The organism is Stenotrophomonas maltophilia group sp. LNF247, from assembly GCF_054083135.1.
Map to the genome: position 1 here is coordinate 257,642 of NZ_JBSRQL010000001.1, position 23,581 is coordinate 281,222.

13 protein-coding genes are annotated in these 23,581 nt (G+C 67.2%); 12 read left to right on the forward strand and 1 reads right to left on the reverse strand.

Annotation, left to right across the window (positions count from 1 at the left end):
* Positions 1–145: 145 nt before the first annotated feature.
* The 8 genes from ACTXG9_RS01180 to ACTXG9_RS01215 all read left to right on the forward strand — a co-directional run bounded on the left by ACTXG9_RS01180 (position 146) and on the right by ACTXG9_RS01215 (position 13,778).
* The gene (locus ACTXG9_RS01180) at positions 146–3,274 is read left to right on the forward strand and encodes a TonB-dependent receptor (RefSeq protein WP_031269491.1); all 3,129 of its coding nucleotides are present in this window, start codon (positions 146–148) and stop codon (positions 3,272–3,274) included.
* 129 nt (positions 3,275–3,403) lie between these two features.
* Positions 3,404–4,162 (forward strand): SapC family protein, encoded by a 759-nt coding sequence (locus tag ACTXG9_RS01185; protein WP_188249891.1) that lies wholly within the window; start codon positions 3,404–3,406, stop codon positions 4,160–4,162.
* Positions 4,163–4,165: 3 nt separating this feature from the next.
* Entirely contained in the window at positions 4,166–5,188 is a 1,023-nt protein-coding gene (locus ACTXG9_RS01190; RefSeq protein WP_111101946.1) for a cupin-like domain-containing protein, read from the forward strand.
* Positions 5,189–5,202: 14 nt separating this feature from the next.
* Complete coding sequence (locus tag ACTXG9_RS01195) at positions 5,203–6,732, forward strand: tryptophan halogenase family protein (RefSeq protein ID WP_456115492.1); 1,530 nt, start codon at positions 5,203–5,205, stop codon at positions 6,730–6,732.
* 165 nt (positions 6,733–6,897) lie between these two features.
* Positions 6,898–8,391 (forward strand): xylulokinase, encoded by a 1,494-nt coding sequence (xylB, locus tag ACTXG9_RS01200; RefSeq protein ID WP_111098457.1) that lies wholly within the window; start codon positions 6,898–6,900, stop codon positions 8,389–8,391.
* A 43-nt stretch (positions 8,392–8,434) separates the two neighbouring features.
* The gene (gene xylA, locus ACTXG9_RS01205) at positions 8,435–9,769 is read left to right on the forward strand and encodes a xylose isomerase (protein WP_456115485.1); all 1,335 of its coding nucleotides are present in this window, start codon (positions 8,435–8,437) and stop codon (positions 9,767–9,769) included.
* 44 nt (positions 9,770–9,813) lie between these two features.
* Positions 9,814–11,223 (forward strand): sugar porter family MFS transporter, encoded by a 1,410-nt coding sequence (locus ACTXG9_RS01210; RefSeq protein WP_134734831.1) that lies wholly within the window; start codon positions 9,814–9,816, stop codon positions 11,221–11,223.
* A complete protein-coding gene (locus ACTXG9_RS01215; protein ID WP_456115486.1) occupies positions 11,220–13,778 on the forward strand; it encodes a glycoside hydrolase family 3 protein in 2,559 nt (852 codons plus the stop codon). Before ACTXG9_RS01210 ends, ACTXG9_RS01215 begins: the two co-directional genes overlap by 4 nt.
* An 8-nt stretch (positions 13,779–13,786) precedes the next feature.
* Here ACTXG9_RS01215 and ACTXG9_RS01220 read toward each other — a convergent pair whose 3' ends face one another.
* Positions 13,787–14,845, reverse strand: a complete 1,059-nt coding sequence (locus ACTXG9_RS01220) for a substrate-binding domain-containing protein (RefSeq protein WP_206621460.1) — start codon at positions 14,843–14,845, stop codon at positions 13,787–13,789.
* Positions 14,846–14,937: 92 nt separating this feature from the next.
* Here ACTXG9_RS01220 and ACTXG9_RS01225 point away from each other — a divergent pair, with 92 nt between their 5' ends.
* Genes ACTXG9_RS01225 through ACTXG9_RS01240 form a run of 4 tightly spaced genes read left to right on the forward strand, consistent with a single transcriptional unit; the run spans position 14,938 to position 23,535 of the window.
* Entirely contained in the window at positions 14,938–17,112 is a 2,175-nt protein-coding gene (locus ACTXG9_RS01225) for an alpha-glucuronidase family glycosyl hydrolase (protein ID WP_277817662.1), read from the forward strand.
* Positions 17,113–17,144: 32 nt separating this feature from the next.
* Positions 17,145–19,097 (forward strand): sialate O-acetylesterase, encoded by a 1,953-nt coding sequence (locus tag ACTXG9_RS01230; protein ID WP_456115493.1) that lies wholly within the window; start codon positions 17,145–17,147, stop codon positions 19,095–19,097.
* A 53-nt stretch (positions 19,098–19,150) separates the two neighbouring features.
* Positions 19,151–20,845 carry a glycoside hydrolase family 43 protein gene (locus ACTXG9_RS01235; protein WP_456115487.1) on the forward strand — a complete coding sequence of 565 codons (1,695 nt, stop codon included), beginning with the start codon at positions 19,151–19,153 and terminating at the stop codon, positions 20,843–20,845.
* On the forward strand, positions 20,842–23,535 hold the full coding sequence (locus tag ACTXG9_RS01240; protein ID WP_456115488.1) for a glycoside hydrolase family 3 C-terminal domain-containing protein: 2,694 nt from the start codon (positions 20,842–20,844) through the stop codon (positions 23,533–23,535). Before ACTXG9_RS01235 ends, ACTXG9_RS01240 begins: the two co-directional genes overlap by 4 nt.
* Positions 23,536–23,581: the final 46 nt, after the last annotated feature.

Consider the following 23,581-nt stretch of genomic DNA (forward strand, 5'->3'; position numbering starts at 1 on the left):
AGCACCCGTGCTGTTCGGTTTGGAATGCGGGCCACGCCCGTGCGTGCCCCTGGGAGGGGGCGGTACATCCATTCGATCGTATGTCAGAGGGGACTTTCATGAGCACTTGCAGTTTCCGCGGCACCCTGGCCCCGAGGTCCGGCTCATGAGCCGCGCATTGGCGAAGTTCCGGTCCCGGGCCATGTTCACCTTCGTGGGTGGCGCCCTGGTCATCAATCCTGCCTTTGCGCAGGACGCAGCACCGGCGACCGGGCAGCAGCCGCAGAGCCAGTCGCAGCCCACCCAGCTCGATGCAGTGCAGGTCACGGGCATACGCAACAGCCTGAGCCAGGCCATGGACATCAAGCGCGACTCGGCGGGCGTGGTCGACGCCATCAGCGCCGAGGACATCGGCAAGTTCCCCGATACCAATCTTGCCGAATCGTTGCAGCGCATCACCGGCATCTCCATCGAGCGCCGTGACGGCGAGGGTGCGCAGGTGACCGCGCGTGGCTTCGGCCCCCAGTTCAACATGGTCACGCTCAACGGTCGGCAGATGCCGGGTGCCGATGCATTCGGTGCCTCTGGACAGGTCGCCATCGGCGGTGTCGACGGCGGCACCCGCGCCTTCAATTTCGCGCAGCTGGCCGCCGAGGCCATCAATGGCATCGAGGTCTACAAGACCAGCCAGGCACAGGTGCCCAGCGGTGGCATCGGCGCGACGATCAATATCCTGACCTCGCGCCCGCTCGATCACGCCGGCATCGTGGCCAACGCCGGGGCGAAGCTGGTCTCCGACCAGAGCCAGCCGTTCGATAATGACCTGACACCGGAGCTGTCGGGCATCTTCAGCTACAGCAATCCGGAAAAGACCTTTGGCGTCAGCCTCAGCGCGAGCCAGCAGAAGCGCAAGGGTGGCTCGGTGCAGGCCACGGAGAACTACTGGAACGTGCAGCCGTGGACAGGGTCGATGCCGGGCAACCCGACCGTGGTCAATGCCCCGGCCGTCGGCCAGCTTTACGCGCGGCCCAACGACCTGCGCTACGCGTTCTCCGAATTCGAACGCGAACGCGTCAACGGCCAGGCCGTGCTGCAGTTCGCACCGACGGACAGCCTGACCCTGACCGTGGATTACACCTACTCGACCAACGAAATCACCGAGAATCGTGGTGAGCAGGGCATGTGGCTGCAGAACAGCAACTACACCAACGTCGAGTTCGACACCAGTGGCGCCGTCGCGACGCCGGTCTACATCCGTGAAATCGCCGGCACCAAGGATTTCGGCCTGGAACAGCAGCGCAGCATGCAGGAGTACAAGCTGGGCTCGCTGGGCTTCAACGCCGTCTGGAATGTCAGCGACCGCTTCAAGCTCAGCTTCGATGCGCACAACTCGAAGAACGAGAGCCGCCCGAATGATCCGCTGACCGGCGGTGGTTCGATCTTCATGAGCATCGCCGGCACCAACAACTGCACCCGTGGCCCGCATTGTGGCGGCTCCTGGGTGCAGGAATTGAACTTCAACAATGGCCTGCCGGTTGGCACCCAGGTCTGGTATCCCAGCACCGCCGATGCGGTCGCCGGGACCAATGGCGTGGTCAACCCGGGCTTCCAGGAAGGCGAGGTTGGCACGCAGGTGCTGCGCGTCAACGCGCAGACCCAGATCAGCGAGATCAAGCAGGCGCGCGTCGATGGCGAATGGAACTTCGACCACGGCCGCTTCCAGTTCGGCGTGGACACCAACAAGTCCACCACCCACCGCATCCAGGCCGCCGAGGCCTACTCCACCCTGGGTGACTGGGGCGTGGCCAACGTGGACCGGGATACCGCCGCGGGCCTGATGGACCTGCTGCAGCCGGTCAGCATCGTGGGCCTGTTCGACGACTACAGTGCCAACAGCTGGCCGGCCTGGCGCGGCAATGCCGGACAGCTCGCGCAATGGGCATCGGGCGAGTACGGCGTCGGCCTGGGCGTGAACCCGCAACGCGCGGCCGACAACTTCGTGGAAGAGAAGACCAAGGCGGCGTACTTCCAGGTGGAACTGGACGGGGAGCTGGGCGGCATGCGCACCAACACCCGCCTGGGCGTGCGCTATGAAACCACCGACGTGGTGTCGACCTCGGTCATTGCCGTTCCCGAATCCATCGAGTGGCAGGCCAACAACGATTTCCGCATCGTGCTGTCCGATGAGCAGCAGCCCTTCACGGAGAAGGCGCGGTACAGCTACATCCTGCCCAACCTTGATTTCAGCATCGACCTCACCGAGGAGCTGAAGGGACGCGTTTCGTTCGGCAAGAGCATCGCCCGCGCGCCGTACGGCAATCTCTATGCGGGACCCGGGGCCCAGCAGCCGTTCGGCTCGGTGCTGATCGATCCCTCCTCGCGCGCCAGCGGCAATTCCCAGAACCCGAGCCTGAAGCCGCTGGAATCGGACAACCTCGACCTGGGGCTGGAGTGGTACTTCGCCGATGCCAGCTATGTGTCATTGACCTACTGGAACAAGTCGGTCAGCAACTTCATCGGCAACACCGTCGTCCAGGAAAGCCTGTACGGCCTCACCGACCCCACCTCCGGGCCGGATGCACGGGCGGCGTTGGACTTCCTGACCAGCGGCGCCTGCGTCGCCCAGGTCGGGCCGGCCAATGCGGCCGCCTGCTCGGCCAACGACACCTCGCTGTTCACCGCACTGGCGTTGCTGCGCAACAATCCTGCTGGCCTGGGCGCCTACAACGGAACCGATGCGCAGGTTCTGGCTACCGAAGCGGCCTACGATCTGTATGGGCAGGCCAACGATCCGCTGTACCAGTTCAACGTCAATCGCCCGATCAACCAGAACAAGTCCAAGTTGCACGGCTGGGAGCTGGGCGGGCAGTACTTCTTCGGTGACACCGGGTTCGGCGTACTGGCCAACTACACGGTGGTGAAAGGTGATGTCGGCTACAACAACGGCGGCGATCCGGGTATCGACCAATTCTCGCTCACCGGCCTGAGCGACACCGCCAACGCCATGCTGATGTACGAGAAGTACGGATGGTCGGTGCGACTGGCATGGAACTGGCGCGATCAGTACCTGATCCTGGCCAACCAGGGCTCCAGCCGCAATCCGTACTATGTGGAGCCGTACGAGCAGTGGGATCTCAGCGTCAACTACGCGCTCGATGACCACTGGTCCTTCAGCCTGGAGGCGATCAACCTGACCGGTGAGGATGTGCGGTGGCGCTCGCGCACGTCGCAGATGATCGTCAAGCTGGCAGACCAGAGCCCGCGCTACATGCTGGGCGTCCGCTACAAGTTCTGAACCTGGTTGCCGATGCGTCCGGCACGGCACCGCTGCCCGCCAGCGGTGCCGTGCCGGGACGGTGTCGCCGCACCTGTCGCGCCTGCGCTACCCTGCCGGCCAGCAACCCGCATTGGACTGGATACCCTGATGGCCCGCTACGAAATGCTCAACAACATCGCGCATCGGGACCTGACGGTCGCCACCGGATTCGGGCCGCAGTTCGGCGATGCGGTGGGCATGGTGCCGGCCTATCCCAGCGAGTTCGCTGAACTGCAGCGTGAGTATCCGATCTTCCTGCGCAGGGAAACCGGGTCAGAAGCGTGGCAGTCCGTGGCCCTGCTGGGTTTCGAACAACACGAGAACCTGTTCCTGCAGGACGGGCGCTGGAATGCCTCCTACCTGCCTGGTGCGGCCGCCAAAGGGCCGTTCCTGATCGGGTTCCAGGAGCACTACGTGGATGGCCTGCTCACCCAGGATGCGGTGATGCACGTGGACCTGGACCATCCGCGCGTCACCGCCGGCGCCGGTGAGCCGGTGTTCCTGCCGCAGGGCGGCAACACGCCCTACCTGGACCACATCGCCGGCGTGCTGCGCGGCATCCACGAGGGCAGCGCGTACGCGGCCGCAATGTTCGCGATGCTCGACGACTGCGGGCTCATCCAGCCGGTCACGCTTGATGTGCAGCTCGCGTCGCATCACCGGGTGAGCGTGAGCGGATTGCACGGCGTCGACCGCGAGCGCCTGGCGGCGCTGGACAGTTCGCGCCTGGCTGCGTTGAACCGCGCAGGTTACCTGGAAGGTGCGTACCTGATGCTAGCCTCGCTGCATAACATGCGCCGCCTGATCGCCGAGAAGCAGCGCCGCCTCCGCGTCCAGGACGGCACCGCGCAGGCGGTCAGGAACTGACCGGTGCACGCCAGCCTGCCGATGCGGATCCTGGAAGGCATCGATCCTGCCGCGTTGCCATTGGCTGACCTGGTGGACGCCGGTGAGCCGGTCGTACTGCGCGGCATCGCCAGCGGTTGGCCACTGGTCCAGGCCGGACTGGGCGGCGTGCACGACGCGATGGTGTACCTGTGCAGCGTCGATGCGGGTGCGCCCATCCAGTACTCGTTCGGCGGTCCCGAGATCGCGGGCCGCCCGTTCTACAGCGCGGACTTCACCCGGCTGAACTTCGAAGTGCGGCGTGGCGGTCTGGCCCAGGTGCTGGAAGAGATCGCCACGACGCTGCATGCGCCTCGGCCGCCAACCTATTACGTGGCCTCGCTGCCGATCGAGCGTGCACTGCTGCCGGCATTCGCGCAGGCCAACGACGCCGGGCTGGCGAAGCAGGGCATCGACGCCACCGCCAGCATCTGGATCGGCAACCGGGTGACGGCCTCGTGCCATTTCGACACACCCGACAACCTCGCCTGCTGCGCGGTGGGGCAGCGCGAGTTCACGCTGTTCCCGCCCGCCCAGATCGACAACCTCTATCCGGGCCCGCTCGATCCCACGCCGGGCGGACAGGTGGTCAGCGTGGTGGACTTCGAGCGCCCCGACTTCGATCGGCATCCACGTTTCCGCGAGGCACTGGCACATGCACGCAGCGCGGTACTTGGACCCGGCGATGCGATCTTCATTCCCAGCATGTGGTGGCACCATGTACGCAGCCTGGAGCCGTTCAACGTGCTGGTGAACTACTGGTGGCGAAGCTCGCCGGCCTGGCTGGGGTCGCCGCTGGCGGCGCTGCAGCACGCGATGTGGTCCGTGCGCGACCTGCCAGCGCGTGAGAAGCAGGCCTGGGAAGGGCTCTTCCGTTACTACGTATTCGGCCCCGGCGAGCGCGCGGGGCAGCACCTGCCTGACCCCGCGCGCGGAGATCTGGCACCGTTCGACGAGCAGCGCGCCCGCCGCATGCGCGCGATGCTGCTGGGCAGGCTCAACCGTTGAGAGAGGGCACCGCGTTGGATACCGAGAGCACGCCTGCAGGGCGCATCCGCAAGGTGGTCATTGCCGGTGGCGGTACAGCGGGATGGCTGGCCGGCTGCGCGCTGGCGCATCAGTTCCGTGACCAGCTGCAGATCACGCTGGTCGAGTCCGAGCAGATCGGCACGGTCGGCGTCGGTGAGTCCACCGTGCCGCCGATCCGCACCTTTCATCGCTTCCTGCAGATTGACGAGCAGGAGTTCCTGCGCGCGGTGGCCGGCACCTTCAAGCTGTCGATCTCGTTCGAGAACTGGCGGCTGCCGGGGGATCGCTTCTTCCATCCGTTCGGCACCATCGGCCATGGCACCTGGGCGGCTCCCTTCCATCACTTCTGGCTGGACAGCCTGCGCCGCGGCATGCCCTCGGACCTGGGCGACTTCTGCCTGGAGAGCATCGCGTCGCGCGGCGACCGCTTCTCGCTGCACACCCAGCCGCAGGCCAGCTATGCGTATCACTTCGATGCCAGCCTGTATGCGCGGTTCCTGCGCCGCAGGGCCGAGGCCAACGGCCTGCGCCGGATCGAAGGCAGGATCGCCCAGGTCAGGCAGCACGCGCACGACGGCTCGGTTCAGGCGCTGGTACTGGACGACGGCCAGGTGATCGAGGGCGATCTGTTCATCGACTGCACGGGGTTCCGTGGCCTGCTGATCGAGCAGGCGCTGGGCACCGGCTACGAGGACTGGCACGAATGGCTTCCGTGCGACCGGGCCGTGGCGGTGCAGACCGAAGCGGTGGCGCCGCCGGTGCCCTATACCCGGGCGATCGCCCACGAGGCGGGGTGGCGCTGGCACATCGCGCTGCAGCACCGCGTTGGCTGTGGGCTGGTGTATGACAGCCGCCATCTGTCTGATGACGAGGCCGCCGCGAAACTGCTGCGCGATGCAGGGGCTCCACCTTTGCGCGACCCATGGAACGTGCCGTTCCGCAGCGGGCGCCGGCTGAAGGCCTGGAACAGCAACGTGGTGTCGCTCGGGCTGGCCAGCGGTTTCATCGAACCGCTGGAGTCGACCAGCATCCATCTGACGATCAGCGCGGTGGTGCGCCTGATCCAGTTGTTCCCGTTCGACGGCATCCGTGCGTCGCTGGTGCAGTTGTACAACGATGTCAGCCACCAGGAAATGGAGCACGTGCGCGACTTCATCATCCTGCACTATCACGCAACGCAGCGCACCGAACCGATGTGGAAGGCGTGTCGCGAGATGAGCGTGCCCGGATCGCTGCAGCAGCGGTTGCAGGCGTGGCGCGAGCGTGCGCACGCCTGGCAGGACCCCGGCGAGCTGTTCCGCATCGAGTCCTGGACCAGCGTGCTGCTCGGGCAGGGCATTCCGCCAGGCCCGCCGCATCCGCTGGCGCGGGCGGTGAGTGACGCCGATCTGCGCACCCTGTTGAAGGGCATCCAACAGCCCGTGCATCACGCCGCGGCGCGGATGCCGACCCAGGCGGAGTTCATCGCGCAGTACTGCAGGTCCGGCGTTGACGTGTGGCGTTCGACGGCAGCAAACGCATAGCAGGGTTTTGCGTTGCAGCACGCTTTTTCTGCTGCAGCTGGTTACAGTGCGGGAACACCGCAGGCGATGACGCATGCGGTGGCAACGAGGGGGCCGGACAGCACGCCCCCTTTTTGAGTCCACGGAATGTTAGCGCTACCTTTTTGTTGATCGGAGGCGGTTTCGATGGGTCTGGTTGCAGGGATCGATGCAGGGACGCAGAGCCTGAAGGTGCTGGTCTACGACCCGCAGGCGCAAGCGGTGGCCGCCGTCACCAGCGCGCCGCTCACGCTGGACAGCGGTGCCGACGGCAGCCGTGAACAGGCGCCTCCCGACTGGGTGTCGGCCCTGCGCGACTGCTTTGCCAGGATCGACCCCTCGCTGCGCGCTCGCATCGTCGCACTGGCGGTATCGGGGCAGCAGCATGGGTTCGTGCCGGTTGATGATGCTGGCGAGGTACTGGCGCCGGCCAAGCTGTGGTGCGACACCAGCACCTCGGCCGAATGCATCCAGATCATGGACGCCGTGGGCGGATTCCAACGGACCATCGCGCTGGCGGGCAACCCGATCCTGGCCGGCTACACAGCGTCCAAGCTGCCCTGGACCCGGATCCACCGTGCCGACGCCTATGCGCGGCTGGCGACCATCCTGCTGCCACACGACTACCTGAATTTCGTGTTGACCGGGCAGCGGTTCTGCGAGCTTGGCGATGCGTCCGGAACCGGCTGGCTGGACGTGCGCACACGCACCTGGTCGCAGGAACTGCTGCGCGCCACCGATCCTGATCGTGATCTTGCCGCCTGCCTGCCGCCGATCGCCGCACCCGACGCCCTGTTTGATATCGCGCCGAAGGCCGCGGCCGCGCTCGGGCTTGCAGCGGCGGTGAAGGTGGCCGTTGGCGGCGGCGACAACATGATGGCCGCGATCGGCACTGGCTGCGTCACCGAAGGCCGCCTGGCGATGAGCCTGGGAACGTCTGGAACGCTGTTTGCCTATTCCAGCGCGCCGGTGATCGACGCGAACGGCGCCTGGGCCGCGTTCTGCTCGTCCACGGGAGGATGGCTGCCGCTGATCTGCACCATGAACTGCACCGTGGCGACCGAACAGGTGGCCCGTGCCTTCGGCTTCAGCACTCGCGACGGCGATGCGCACCTGCGCGCGACGCCACCGGGAGCAGGCGGGCTGGTGATGCTGCCCTTCCTCAATGGCGAGCGTACGCCGGACCTGCCGCTCGGCAAGGGTGTGCTGGCCGGCCTGGACACCGCCAACTTCACTCCGGCGCACCTCTACCGCGCCGCCATGGAGGGCGCGACCTACAGCCTGAGGTACGGCTACGACGCCTTCGTCCGCGCGGGCATGCAGTTTGATCGCATCGTGCTCACCGGCGGTGGCAGCAACAGCGCTGCCTGGCGTCAACTGGTGGCCGATGTGTTCGGCCTGCCCGTGGAGGTCCCGGTGCAGGCCGAAGGCGCGGCGTTTGGAGCGGCGCTACAGGCGCTGTGGTCGCTCGCCAGGGCGCAGGGCAACGCCACTTCGATCAGCGACATCACCGCACGGCACGTCACCGTCGATCCCACGCTCTCCGCGCGCCCGGATCCGGACCGCAGCGATGCCTATGCACGGGCCTACGCACGCTTCCTCAGTCATCTTGATGCCATCACGCCGCTGCAGCGCGGCTGATGGCTCCTCCACGCCACCCCGTACAACGACAGGAGCACGCACCATGAGCACGCAGCCCTTCATCGGCGCCAAGGAATACTTCCCCGGCATCGGCCGCATTCCGTTCGAGGGCAAGGGCTCGGACAATCCGCTTGCCTTCAAGGTCTACGATGCAAACCGGGTCATCGGTGGCAAGACCATGCAGGAGCATCTGCGCTTTGCCGTGTGCTACTGGCATACCTTCTGCAATGCCGGGCACGATCCGTTCGGCCCGGGTACCCGGCAGTTCCCGTGGGAGGCGGGCTCGCCGCTGGCCACGGCCGAAGCAAAGGTGGACGCGGCGTTCGAGTTCTTCATCAAGCTGGGCGTGCCGTACTGGTGCTTCCACGATATCGACCTGGCGCCGGATGCCGATGATATCGGCCAGTACCAGAAGAACCTCACGCACATGGTGGGCCTGGCCAAGGCGCGCCAGGAGGCCACCGGCGTCAAGCTGCTGTGGGGCACGGCGAACCTGTTCTCGCACCCGCGCTACATGAACGGTGCATCGACCAATCCCGATTTCGCCGTGGTGGCCCGCGCCGCGGTGCAGGTCAAGGCCGCCCTGGAGGCCACGGTCGAACTCGGTGGCGAGCACTACGTGTTCTGGGGCGGGCGCGAGGGCTATGCGTCGCTGGCCAATACGCAGATGAAGCGCGAGATCGAGCACTTCGCACGCTTCCTGACCATGGCCCGCGACTATGGCCGCAGCATCGGCCTGAAGGGCAACTTCCTGATCGAGCCCAAGCCGATGGAGCCGATGAAGCACCAGTACGACTTCGACAGTGCCACGGTGGTGGGTTTCCTGAAGGAGCATGGGCTGGACAAGGACTTCAAGCTCAACATCGAGGCCAACCACGCCACATTGTCCGGCCATACCTTCGAGCACGACCTGCAGGTCGCGTCCGATCATGGCCTGCTCGGCAGCATCGATGCCAACCGCGGCAACGCGCAGAACGGCTGGGACACCGACCAGTTCCCCAGCGATCTGTACGACACCGTGGGCGCGATGCTGGTCGTGCTGCGCCAGGGCGGGCTGGAGGGCGGGTTGAACTTCGATGCGAAGGTGCGCCGTGAGTCGACCGACCTGGAGGATCTGTTCATTGCCCACATTGGTGGCATGGACGCGTTCGCACGCGGCCTGGAGGTTGCCCATGCACTGCTGACCGAGTCTCCTTGGGAGCAATGGCGCAAGGAGCGCTACGCAAGTTTCGACAGTGGCGCCGGCCAGGAGTTCGAGCGCGGCACGCTCAGCCTGCCGGACCTGGCGGCACTGGCCTCCCGGCTCGGCGAACCGCGCCAGGCCAGCGGCAAGCAGGAGCGTTACGAAAACCTGCTCAACCAATACCTGCTGCGCTGAGCGCGGCAGGCGAAGGGCGCAACGGTGCACTCAAGGGGATGGGGATGAACCAGGCAGCGGGCAGTGGTGAGAACACGCGGCTGATCGTACTGATCAGTGTGGTGGCGACGATTGGCGGTTTTCTGTTCGGCTTCGACAGCGGCGTGATCAACGGTACCCAGGATGGCCTGCACCAGGCGTTCCGGTCCGGTGAGTGGATGCAGGGGTTCGAGATCGCGTCGATGCTGCTGGGCTGTGCGGTGGGCGCGTTCAGTGCAGGCCGGCTGGCCGACCGCTTGGGCCGTCGCAACGTGCTGATCCTGTCGGCAGTGATGTTCCTGCTGTCGGCACTCGGTGCCGGGGCGGCGGTGTCGTCGGGCTGGTTCATTGTCGCGCGGGTGGTGGGTGGATTCGCGGTCGGCGCGGCCAGCGTGATCTCGCCGGCCTACATTGCCGAGGTCGCTCCGGCCCGCTATCGCGGCCGCCTGGCTACCGTGCAGCAGATCGCGATCATCACCGGCCTCACCGCTGCCTTCCTGTCCAACTACCTGCTGGCGGCCGCAGCGGGCGCGTCGACCGAACCGCTGTGGGGCGGGCAGGCCGCCTGGCGCTGGATGTTCTGGATGCAGGCCGCGCCATCGCTGCTGTTCCTGCTGCTGTTGCTGACCATTCCTGAGAGCCCGCGCTACCTGGTGGTGAAGCGGCGCAAGGACGATGCACTGCGGGTGCTGACCCGGCTGCTGGGCAGCGACAAGGCCCGCGCCACGCTCGAGGAGATCGATGCCTCGTTGTCCAACGACCATCATCGCCCTCGACTGTCCGACCTGAAGAGCCGGGCGACAGGGCGGATCCGCCCGATTGTCTGGGTCGGCGTCGGGCTGGCCTGCTTCCAGCAGTTGGTCGGCATCAACGTGGTGTTCTATTACGGCGCCGTGCTGTGGCAGGCGGTCGGCTTTTCCGAAAACGACGCGCTGCTGATCAACGTGCTGTCCGGCGCGCTGAGCATCGGTGCCTGCGTTGTCACGGTACTGCTGATTGACCGGATCGGCCGCAAGCCCCTGCTGTGGTTCGGCTCGGCAGGGATGTCGCTGTCGCTTGCACTGGTGGTGGTGGCCTTTGCCAGCGGTTCGCTGGCGGACGGGCACCTGCAGCTGCCCGGTCGCATGGGCACGCTGGCGCTGGTGGCGGCCAATGCCTACGTGGTGTTCTTCAATCTGTCCTGGGGGCCGGTGATGTGGGTGATGCTGGGCGAGATGTTCCCGAACCAGATCCGCGGTTCCGCACTTGCGGTCGCTGGCGCAGCGCAATGGACCTCCAACTTCGTGGTCACGGTGACGTTCCCGATGCTGCTGGCCGCGGCAGGGCTGGCAGCCACCTACGGCATCTACCTGGTGGCTGCCGTGATCTCGGTGATTTTCGTGGTCCGGCATGTGCACGAGACCAAGGGCAAGGAACTGGAGCAGATGGAAGGATGAGCGCCATGACATCGCAGGCCTTGGTAATCCGCAGCGGCGCGTTGGTCGCCGCACTGATGCTGGGATTGCTCGGCTGCCGCGGCCAGGACCGGGCTGCCGCCGCCGCAGCTACCGACAATGATCCCTGGCCGAAGGTCGCCTGGCCGCTGGCCGCGGATCCGGCACTGGAGAAGCGCATCACCGACCTGATGGCCGGCATGACGGTGGAGGAAAAGGTCGGCCAGCTGGTGCAGGGCGACATCGCCAGCGTCACCCCCGACGACGTGCGCCGCTACCGGCTCGGCTCGATCCTGGCCGGGGGCAACTCCGATCCCGGTGGCCGCTATGACGCGTCGCCGGCCGAATGGCTGGCGCTGGCCGACGCCTTCTACGACGCCTCGATGGACACCTCGAAAGGCGGCAAGGCCATTCCGCTGCTGTTCGGCATCGATGCCGTGCACGGGCAGAGCAACATCATTGGCGCCACGTTGTTCCCGCACAACATCGGGCTGGGCGCCACGCGCAATCCGGCGCTGCTGCGGCAGATCGGTGGCATCACCGCGCTGGAGACCCGTGTCACCGGCATGGAATGGACGTTCGCGCCGACCGTTGCCGTACCCCAGGATGATCGCTGGGGACGCACCTACGAAGGCTACTCCGAATCGCCGGACGTGGTGGCCAGCTATGCCGCCGCCATGGTGGAGGGGCTGCAGGGCAGGGTGGGAACCCCGGAGTTCCTCGATGGCCGCCATGTGATCGCCTCGGTGAAGCATTTCCTCGGCGACGGTGGCACCACTGACGGCAAGGACCAAGGCGACACCCGCATCAGCGAGTCAGATCTGGTGCGCATCCACGCCGCCGGATATCCGCCGGCAATCGCCGCCGGCGCGCAGACCGCGATGGCGTCGTTCAACAGCGTCAACGGTGAAAAGATGCATGGGCACCGGCACTACCTTACCGATGTACTCAAGGGCCGCATGAACTTCGGTGGCTTCGTGGTGGGTGACTGGAATGGTCATGGACAGGTCAAGGGCTGCACCACCACAGACTGCCCGGCCACCATCATCGCGGGCCTGGACATGGCGATGGCCTCGGACAGCTGGAAGGGTTTCTACGACACGACGCTGGCTGCGGTGAAGGATGGGCGGATCACGCCGCAACGCCTGGACGATGCGGTGCGCCGGATCCTGCGGGTCAAGTTCCGCCTTGGGCTGTTCGAGGCCGGCAGGCCATCCACGCGGGCCGTCGGCGGGCAGTTCGCACTGATCGGCGCGCCGGAACATCGCGCGGTCGCCCGGCAGGCCGTGCGCGAATCGCTGGTCCTGTTGAAAAACCAGGACCACCTCCTGCCGCTGTCTCCGAAGCAGCGGATCCTCGTGGCCGGCGACGGTGCCAACGATGTCGGCAAGCAGGCGGGCGGCTGGACGCTCAACTGGCAGGGCACCGGCACCAGCCGCAGGGACTTCCCCAATGCGGACACGATCTACGAGGGCATCGCGCGCCAGGCCAGCGCGGCCGGTGGTGAAGCCGTGCTTGCCGTTGACGGTCGCTATGCAGTGAAGCCCGATGTGGCGGTGGTGGTGTTTGGCGAAGACCCCTATGCCGAGTTCCAGGGAGACCGGCCGACGCTGGCCTACAAGCCCGGCAACGAAACGGACCTGGCGCTGCTCAAGCGGCTCAAGGCCGACGGCATACCGGTTGTTGCGGTTTTCCTGAGCGGGCGGCCGCTCTGGGTGAACCGGGAAATCAATGCCGCCGATGCTTTCGTGGCTGCGTGGCTGCCGGGTTCGGAAGGCGCCGGGATTGCCGATGTGCTGCTGCGCGGAAGCGATGGCCGCGTGCAGTACGATTTCAAGGGCAAGCTCAGTTTCAGCTGGCCGCGCACTGCCACCCAGTACGCCAACAACGTGGGCCAGAAGGACTACGATCCATTGTTTGCGTTCGGCTTCGGCCTGACCTACGCCGACAACGGCGACCTGGCCGCGCTGCCGGAGGCATCGGGCGTGACCGGCAACGAGGGCGCGACGGGCGTGTTCTTCGCGCGCGGTGACGCGGGTCCTGGCATGGCGCTGCGGATCGAGGATGCTGCTGGCCAGGGCCTGACCGTGACCCGCGTGCCGGACGCATTGCCCGATGATCGGCTGAAGATCACCGGCGTGGATCATCTGGCGCAGGAGGATGGGCGACGCCTGGCCTGGTCGGGCAATGGCGAAGCCGCCGCGGCACTGCAGTCGCACACGGCGTTGGACCTGCGGCGTGAATCGAACGGCGACCTGATGCTGCTGACCACGCTGCGGGTGGACGCAGCCCCGAAGGGTGAGGCGTGGCTGTCGGTGGGCTGCAGTGCGGGCTGCTCGGCGCGCGTCGCCATCGGGCCGGCGTTGGCGGCGCTTCCACAAGGCCAGTGGAAGCGTGTTGGCGTGCCGCTGAAGTGCCTGGCCAAGGCGGGCGCCAAGCTGGACGCGATCGACCGACCGTGGTCGGTGGTGACGGGCGATGCGATGACGATCTCCGTGTCACGCGTCGCGCTGGGTGCGCTGAACGAAGCCGAGGTCACCCTCGGATGCGGAGCATGATGCCTGCGCTACCGCCGCCGGGGCGGCGCGGCGACCGAATCGCGTGCGATCAGCCGATGCGGCATCACATGATCGCGCAGCACCGTTGCGTCCGCCGCCGGACGGCGGATGGTGCGCAGCAGGATGTCGACGGCCGCGTTGGCCATCGAGGCGATGGGCTGGTGGATCGTGGTCAGTTCCGGCCACACGGTGGTGGCGGCCGAGGTGTCATCGAAACCCACGACCGACAGGTCGCGCGGCACTTCCAGCCCGCGTCGGTGCGCGACGGAGATGGCGGCGGCGCCCATGTCGTCGTTGCTGGCGAAAATCGCGGTCGGTGGGCGGCGTTGGGACAACAGCTTTTCGGCGGCAGCCAGGCCGGACCGGTAGGTGTAGTCACCGTGTTGGACCAGGCCAGGCTCCACCGCAAGCCCGGCCTCGCGCAGGGCGGTGACGAAGCCGTCGTAGCGGAGCGCACTGGCGCTCAGGTCATCGCGCCCACGGATGAAGCCGATGCGGGTGTGTCCCTGCCGGAGCAGGTGCTCGGTCATTTCCCTGCCCGCACTGAAATCGTCGATGCGGACGCAGGACAGGGCCTCGCTCAGGCGCCCCGATGCGATGGCCACCACCGGAATGCCAGCCTTGACCAGTTCGCTTACGGCGGCCTGCGATTCGCACAGCGGCGGCGGCAGGATCACCCCGTCGACGCGTCCGGCGAGCGCGCGCGCCGCCCTACGTTCGGATTCGGCATCCAGGTTGTCCCAGTAGTCGATGACCAGCTGGATGGCGGAACTGGAGGCGACGCGCAGCAGGCCCACCAGCAGTTCGCGCAGGTAGGCGCCGCTGGGGTTGGTGTAGATCAGCGCAATGCGCGTGTGCTGTGCGGCGGCCAGCGAACTGGCGGCAAGATTGGGCGTATAGCCCAGCTCACGCACGGCGCGCAGCACGCGCTCGCGGGTGACGTCGCGCACCTTGCCCTGGTTGATCACCCGCGACACGGTCATCGGCGAAACGCCGGCAAGGGCCGCAACCTCGTCGATCGTCACGCCTGCGGTTCTGCGGCGAACCGATTTCTTCGGCTTGTCCAATGCACGATCCCTTTGTTCTTGGTGGCGCTGCCGCGGGGGTGCGAAGGACGATGATGCGCTGCCCCGGGCCCGGACGTAGTCTACAAAGGCGCATGTTAACGCCCTTGTTGCGTGCTGTCGGCACGCGCCTGTGGGCCGTGGTCGTGCTGCTGGCCTGTGCTGGCGTGGCGCGGGCGGAGGATGGCTACGGGCTGTGGATGCGCTACCAGCCGGTTGCCGCAACGGTCGCTGCCGATTACCGGCGGCAATTGGCCGAAGTGGTGGCCCCGGATTGCACGCCGATGCAGCGCGCTACCCGCGACGAGCTTGCGCGCAGCCTCCCTGGATTGCTGGGAACGGCGCCGCCAATGCGAACGGCAATCAGTACTGACCATGCCCTGGTGCTGGGTACGCCGCAGTCTTCGGCGCTGGTCGCCGCGTTCGGCAACGAGGTTGCCTCGCTGGGCGACGAGGGCTTCCTGATCCGGCGGGTCCGGATCGAGGGGCGCGATGTACTGCTGGTGGCGGCACGCCGGGATGTCGGCGTGCTGTATGGCACGTTCCATCTGCTGCGCCTGTTGCAGCGTGGCATGCCGCTGCAGGGGCTGGACGTGCGGGAGTCGCCGCGGGTCGCACTGCGTGTGCTCGACCATTGGGACAACCTGGATCGTTACGTCGAGCGTGGCTATGCAGGCAGCTCCCTCTGGGACTGGCAGACGTTGCCGCAGTGGCGTGACCCGCGCTACACCGACTACGCCCGTGCCAACGCCTCGCTCGGCATCAACGGCACCGTCCTCAACAACGTCAACGCCAGTGCGCTGAGCCTGTCGCCGGCCTATCTGGCCAAAGCCGCCGCGCTGGCCGACCTGTTCCGCCCCTATGGCATCCGGGTCTACCTGAGCGCACGCTTCAGTGCGCCCATCGAGCTCGGCGGCCTGGCGACGGCTGACCCGTTGGATCCCGGCGTGCGGCGCTGGTGGCGCGACAAGGTCGATGAGATCCATGCGCGCATTCCGGATTTCGGCGGCTTCCTGGTCAAGGCGAACTCCGAAGGGCAACCCGGCCCGCAGGATTACGGTCGTTCCCATGCCGAGGGCGCCAACCTGCTGGCCGACGCGCTGGCGCCCTACAACGGTGTGGTGATGTGGCGGGCCTTCGTGTACTCGCACGAGGTTCCCGAAGATCGCGCCAAGCAGGCATACAGCGAGTTTGTCGGGCTGGACGGCGCCTTCCGCCCCAACGTGATCGTGCAGGTGAAGAACGGCGCCATCGACTTCCAGCCGCGCGAGCCGTTCCACCCCTTGTTCGGCGCGATGCCGCGCACGCCGCTGATGATGGAACTGCAGATCACCAAGGAATACCTGGGTTTTGCGACGCACCTGGTCTACCTGGGAACGCTCTACGAGGAAGTGCTGCAGGCCGACACCCATGCACGCGGCGAAGGCTCCACGGTCTCCCGCGTCGTCGATGGCTCGCTGGAGGGTCATGCGCTGACCGGTATCGCCGGCGTCGCCAACATCGGCGTGGACCGCACCTGGAGTGGCTCGCACTTCGATCAGGCCAACTGGTACGCCTTCGGCCGACTGGCCTGGAACCCGCAGGAATCCGCGCGCGCGATTGCCGAAGACTGGGCAGCGTTGACGTTCTCGCCCGACCCGCAGGTGACCGGCCCGATCGTGCGGATGATGATGGACTCGCGCGAGGCGGCAGTGGACTACATGACGCCGCTGGGCCTGCACCACCTGATGGCACGCGGCCATCACTACGGCCCCGGCCCTTGGGTGGACGGAGGCCCGCGTGCGGACTGGACGTCGGTGTACTACCACCGCGCAGACAGCCAGGGCATCGGTTTTGACCGCAGCGCCGGCGGAAGCAACGCCGTGGGCCAGTACGCCCCGCAGGTCGCCGAGGTCTATGGCGACCCCGAGCGGGTGCCCGAGTCGCTGCTGCTGTGGTTCCATCATGTGCCGTGGGATCACCGCATGCGCTCGGGCAGGACGCTCTGGGATGAGCTGGTCGGGCGCTATTCGCGGGGTGTGCGCCAGGTGCGGTCGATGCAGGACACCTGGGCCGGCCTGAGCGACCGGATCGATCCGCAGCGGCATCGGCACGTTGCTGCGTTCCTGCAGATCCAGCACGACGAAGCGCAATGGTGGCGTGACGCCAGCGTGGCGTACTTCCAGTCGCTCAGCGGACGGCCATTGCCCGCCGGCGAACGGCCACCGCCGCAGCCATTGTCGTACTACCAGGCATTGCAGTTTCCGTTCGCACCGGGGGATGGCCGATGAGCAGGTTCGGAGCGGTCGGGTGTGTGCTGTTGATGATGGCTGCGGCAGTAGTGGCGATGCCGGCCGCGGCGCGGGAGACGACGGGACTGCTGCATCCGCTGTTCAGGGATCACGCCGTCCTGCAGCGTGACCGGCCCATTGCCGTCTGGGGACACGCAAGCCCTGGGCAGCCGGTTTCCGTGACGTTTGCGGGGCAGGCGGTGAGCAGCCGGGCGGACGCCGCAGGCCGCTGGCAGGCGATGCTGTACCCGGTCGCCGCTGGCGGTCCCTACACGCTGGAGGTAAACGACGGAACGCGCCGGCAAACGGCGCGCGACGTGCTGGTCGGCGACGTGTGGCTGTGCTCGGGCCAGTCGAACATGGAACTGCCGGTGTGGCGCTCGCTCAACGCAGCCAGCGAGATTGCCGCAGCCACGATGCCACGGATCCGGCTGTTCACCGTGCCGCAGGAGGGGGCCGCGCAGGCACAGGAGAGCTTCAAGGGCGACCCTGCATGGACAACGGCAACCCCCGACAGGGTGCGCGACTTCTCCGCAGCCTGTTTCTATTTCGCGCGCGAGCTGCAGCGCACGGCTGCCGTGCCGATGGGCTTGATCCAGGCGGCGTGGGGTGGGTCCCGGATCGAGGCCTGGACCAGCGCGGGCGCGCTGCGCGGGCAGGGCGGCATGGACGAGCCCCTGGACATCCTTGCTCAGTCTGCCCACGACCCGCAGGAGGCACATGCACGCTGGGGTCGCTACTGGCAGCACTGGTGGGCCTCACGCGAGGGCGCACTGTCAGGTGACGCACCATGGCGCGCGGATGCCGATGACCGCGGATGGTCCCGCGCACCGGCCACACTGGGCGCATGGGAGCGGTGGAACGAGCCCGCACTTGCCGACTACAACGGCATGGTCTGGTATCGCACGCAGGTGATGCTGAGCGCTGAACAGGCCGCACGCGGCGCGACCCTGGAGCTGGCATCGGCCGACGAGGTGGACGTGACCTGGGTGAACGGGGTCGCCGTCGGCAGCCAGTACGGCGCCGGCGAGAGGCGCTACCCGTTGCCACATGGCCTGCTGAAGGCAGGATCCAACAGCATTGCGGTCAACGTGCTGGACACCTACGGCGAAGGCGGCCTGGCCGGTCCTTCAACGGCACACGGCCTGCAGTTCGATACCGGCGAGCGGGTGCCACTGCAGGGACCGTGGATGTATCGGGTTGCGCCGGGCCAACAGGCGCCGCCATTTGCCCCTTGGCAGGCGGCCACCGGGCTGTCGACGCTGTACAACGGAATGATCGCACCGCTCGGCGGTTTCGGGCTGCGCGGCATGCTGTGGTACCAGGGTGAATCGAACACCGGTGATGGCGCGGCATACGCGGCGCGGTTGCGTGCGCTGCGCGACGATTGGCGGCGTCAGTTCGGTGCACGCACGCCACTGCTGCTCGTGCAGCTGGCCAACCATGGCCAGCCGCCGGTTGCGCCTGCCGACAGCGGTTGGGCGCAGGTGCGCGAGGCGCAGCGACGCGTCGCCGCCGAGGATGAGCGGAGCGGACTCGCCATTGCCATCGACATCGGCGATGCCTACGACATCCACCCGCCGAACAAGCAGGAGCTCGGGCGCCGCCTGGCGCGCGTGGCCCGCCACGTGGTGTACGGCGAGCAGGATCTGGCACCGTCAGGTCCGCGGGCGGTCACGGCCGTGCGGACGCCCGCGGGCGTGTCAATCGCGTTCGAGGATGTCGAAGGCGCGCTCACCGCAACCGGTGCGCTGCGACCGATTGGCTTTGAACTGTGCGAGACCAGGGGTGATACCGGCCACTGCGACTACGGCGACGCCGAACTGGATGGGCGCCGGATCCTGCTGCGCGGCCCACGATCGACGCACGCAACGCACGTCCGCTACTGCTGGGCCGATGGCCCGGTGTGCACGCTGCGCGATCGCAGCGGGGCACCGGCCGGCCCGTTCGAACTTCCCATTGCCGAAGCCGAGGCCCGACGATGATGACGCTGTCCACGAAGTTCCCTCTGGCCCCCGACAGGGCCGGCCTGAGGTCGATGGCGCGCCGCCTGCTGGGGGCGTTGTTCCTGCTGTCGGCCGCAGCCGCCCGGTCCAGCGCGCCGCCGGACGCGCCGCCGGTGTACTTCGACTGGTTCGAGTACCGCGGCGATGACCAGGCGTTTGAAGTGCCGCTGCCGGCCGGCCACTACCGCAATCCCGTCCTGGCCGGCTTCCATGCCGATCCCAGCATCGTGCGCGCGAACGGCCGGTTCTATCTGGTCAATTCCAGCTTCACCTACTTCCCGGGCATTCCGGTGTTCGAAAGTGGCGACCTGGTGCACTGGAAGCAGATCGGCAATGTGATTGACCGCCCCACGCAGCTGGATTTCGACGGACTGAGCGTCTCGCGCGGCATCTTCGCGCCCACCATCGAATACCATGACGGCACCTTCTACGTCGTCACCACCGCGACCGACAGCGGTGGCAACTTCATCGCCACCGCGCGCGACCCGGCCGGGCCGTGGTCCGATCCGCACTGGCTGCCCGGCATCGATGGCATCGATCCATCACTGTTTTTTGATGACGACGGCAAGGTGTACCTGATCAACAACGATGCACCGCCCGGTCCGCCGCGCTATGACGGGCACCGCGCCATCTGGATGCAGCAGATCGATCTGGCGGCGTTCAAGCCGGTCGGGCCCCGCCGGGTACTGGTTGATGGAGGCGTGGAGCCGGCGAAGAATCCGATCTGGATCGAGGGACCGCACATCTACAAGCGGGAGGGATGGTATTACCTGTCTGACGCTGAAGGAGGCACCGGGCCGCAGCACTCGCAGGTGGTGCTGCGCAGCCGCGCGGTGTGGGGGCCCTACGTTCCCTATGCGGGCAATCCGATCCTGACCCAGCGCGAACTCCCGGACGACCGTCCGCTTCCGATCACCAATGCCGGCCACGCCGACCTGGTCGAAGGCCCGGATGGCTCGTGGTGGGCGGTGTTCCTGGCCAGCCGCAACTATCAGAAGCGCCACTACAACACCGGGCGCGAGACCTACCTGTTGCCGGTGCGCTGGCAGGATGGCTGGCCGCAGATCCTGCCGACCGACCAGGCCATTCCCTACGTGGCCAAGGCGCCGTCATGGATGCAGGGCGAGGCATCCCAGGCCCCGTCGACCGGCAATTTCGTAGCGCGCGACAATTTTGATGGCCCAGCGCTCGATCGCCAGTGGCTGCGCGTGCGCGTGCCCAGGCATGCCTGGGCAGACCTGCACAAGCGCCCCGGCATGCTGGCCGTGCACCCGCTCGCCGAGGATCTGGACACGCTGCGCAATCCGGCGTTTCTCGGCCGGCGCCAGCAGCATCTGCGCTTCGAGGCGAGCACCGCGATGACCCCGCCAGCTTCCGGAGTTGCCGCCGGTCTGGCGGCGTTCCAGAGCGAGGCGTACTGGTACTTCCTTGGCGTTCGGGACCTTGGCGGGGGGCGCCTCTCGCTCTTCCTCGAAGCGCGCGACGGTGGCCGCAGCACGCGGACGCTGGCCAGCCGTGAAGTACCGGTGCCTGCAGCACTGCGCCTGAAGATTGCCGGCAACGAGGGCAACTATGCGTTCTCGTTCGACACTGGCGATGGGCAGGGCTGGCAACTGCTCGCAGGCGAGGTGGACGGCACCGTCCTGAGTACGGACCGGGCAGGCGGCTTCGTGGGCGCACTGCTGGGTCCTTTCGCGCGCGACGAGCGCAACGGGAGAAGCAAATGAGGCTGTCGATTTCGTCCAAGGCCCGCCGCCATACCTGGCGCGGTGGGATCGCCCTGTTCGTACTGACCTGTGTGGCGGCCGCCGCGTCCGCGGCTGCGCCGCGGCCCTGGCTGGACGTTTCGGCCAGCTTCGAGCAACGGGCCGCGGCACTCGTCGCGCAGATGACGCTGGAAGAGAAGGCCGCGCAGATGCAGAACGCCGCGCCGGCGATCGAACGGCTGGGGGTACCCGCCTACGACTGGTGGAACGAGGGACTGCACGGCGTCGCACGGGCAGGGCAGGCCACGGTGTTTCCGCAGGCAATCGGCCTGGCCGCGACCTTCGATGTACCGTTGATGGGGCAGGTGGCCACGACCATCAGCGACGAGGCCCGCGCAAAGCACCACCAGTTCCTCCGCGAAGGCGCGCATGGCCGTTACCAGGGCCTGACCTTCTGGTCGCCGAACGTCAACATCTTCCGCGACCCGCGCTGGGGGCGCGGACAGGAGACCTACGGCGAGGATCCCTACCTCACCGCGCGCATGGGCGTGGCCTTCGTACGCGGCCTGCAGGGCGACGACCCCGTCTACCGCAAGCTGGACGCCACCGCCAAGCATCTGGCCGTGCACAGCGGACCGGAGGCCGACCGCCATCACTTCGATGCACGGCCCAGCCGGCGCGACCTGTATGACACCTACCTGCCGGCGTTCGAGGCGCTGGTGAAGGAGGGCGAAGTGGATGCGGTCATGGGCGCCTACAACCGCGTGTACGGCGAGTCCGCCAGTGCCAGCCGTTTCCTGCTGCACGATGTGCTTCGACGCGACTGGGGTTTCAAGGGCTACGTGGTCTCGGACTGCTGGGCCATCGTCGATATCTGGAAGCACCACCGTATCGTCACCACGCGCGAAGCCGCTGCGGCGCTGGCGGTGAGGAACGGCACCGAGCTGGAATGCGGCCAGGAGTACGCAACGTTGCCTGCCGCAGTGCGCCAAGGGCTGATCAGCGAGGCGGAGATCGACGATGCGGTGACCCGCCTGTTCACCGCACGGATGCGCCTGGGCATGTTCGATCCGCCGGAGCGGGTGCGCTGGGCGCGCATTCCGGCCTCGGTGAACCAGGCGCCGGCCCATGATGCGCTGGCCCTCAAGGCCGCGCAGGCATCGCTGGTGCTGCTGAAGAACGACGGCATCCTTCCACTGTCGCGCGACATCAAGCGCATTGCCGTGGTCGGACCCACTGCCGACGACACCATGGCACTGCTCGGCAACTACTTCGGCACACCGGCGGCGCCGGTGACGATCCTGCAGGGCGTACGCGAGGCGGCCAAGGGCGTTGAAGTGCGTTATGCCCGCGGCGTCGACCTGGTGGAGGGCCGCGACGATCCCGGCGCCACACCGCTGATCGAGCCGACCTACCTGCGGCCCTCGGCGGAGTCGCCCGAGCGCGGCCTGCGCGGTGAGTACTTCCGCACGCCCGACCTGTCCGGCACTCCGGCCCTGGTGCGTACCGACGCGCAGATCGGCTTCCGCTGGGACCGCGGCTCGCCGACCGACAACCTGCTGGCACGCGGCGAAGCGGCACCGGGGCAGGGGATTCCCAACGACCGCTTCAGCATCCGCTGGAGCGGCCAGCTGCTGCCCCCCGTGTCCGGTCGCTACCGGCTGGAGGTGGCCGGCGATGATGGCTACCGCCTGTATCTGGACGGCAAGCGCGTGATCGATCACTGGGTGAACACGGATCGCCTGCATGCCGAGGGTGTCGAACTCGACCTGCAGGCCGGGCGTGCTTATGAGCTGAAGCTGGAGTACTACGACGACCAGCGCGATGCCGGCGTGCGCCTGGGCTGGCGCATGCCCGGCGCCAAGGCACCGTTCGATGAAGCGCTCGATGCCGCACGCGATGCCGATGTGGTGGTGTTCGTTGGTGGACTCACCGGCGATGTCGAAGGCGAAGAGATGACGGTCAACTACCCGGGCTTTGCCGGTGGCGACCGTACCGACCTGCGGCTGCCCGCGCCGCAGCGCACCCTGCTGGAGGCCCTGCACGGCACCGGCAAGCCGGTGGTGATGGTGCTTACCGGTGGCTCGGCCATCGCCGTGGACTGGGCGCAGGCGCATCTGCCAGCGATCCTGATGAGCTGGTACCCCGGGCAACGCGGCGGCACCGCAGTCGGTCAGGCGCTGTTTGGCGACGTCAATCCCGCCGGCCGTTTGCCGGTCATGTTCTACAAGGCCGGCGAAGCGATGCCGGCATTCGACGACTACGCCATGGAGGGCCGCACCTATCGCTACTTCCGCGGCACGCCGCTGTATCCGTTCGGTCACGGTCTGTCGTATACCCGATTCGACTATGGAACGCTTCGCCTCGATGCAGACAGCCTCCGCGCCGACGGCCGCCTGGGCGTGGCGCTGGATGTGACCAACGCGGGCACCCGCAGCGGTGACGAAGTGGTGCAGCTGTACGTGCGGCGCGAGCACGCTGGCAGCGGCGACGCCGTGCAGGAACTGCGTGGCTTCCAGCGCGTCCAGCTGGCCCCGGGCGAACGCCGCACGGTGACGTTCACCCTGGAGGCGGCGCAGGCCCTGCGCCACTATGACGAAGCGCGCGCGGCGTACGCGGTGCAGCCCGGTGCCTATGAGGTCAGGGTGGGGGCGTCCAGTGCCGATATACGTGCGCAGGGCAGGTTCACCGTGGTGCCCGCGCTTGACTGATCATCCCCGCCGGCATCGATTCCGCTTCGACCAGATTCCTTTTCAA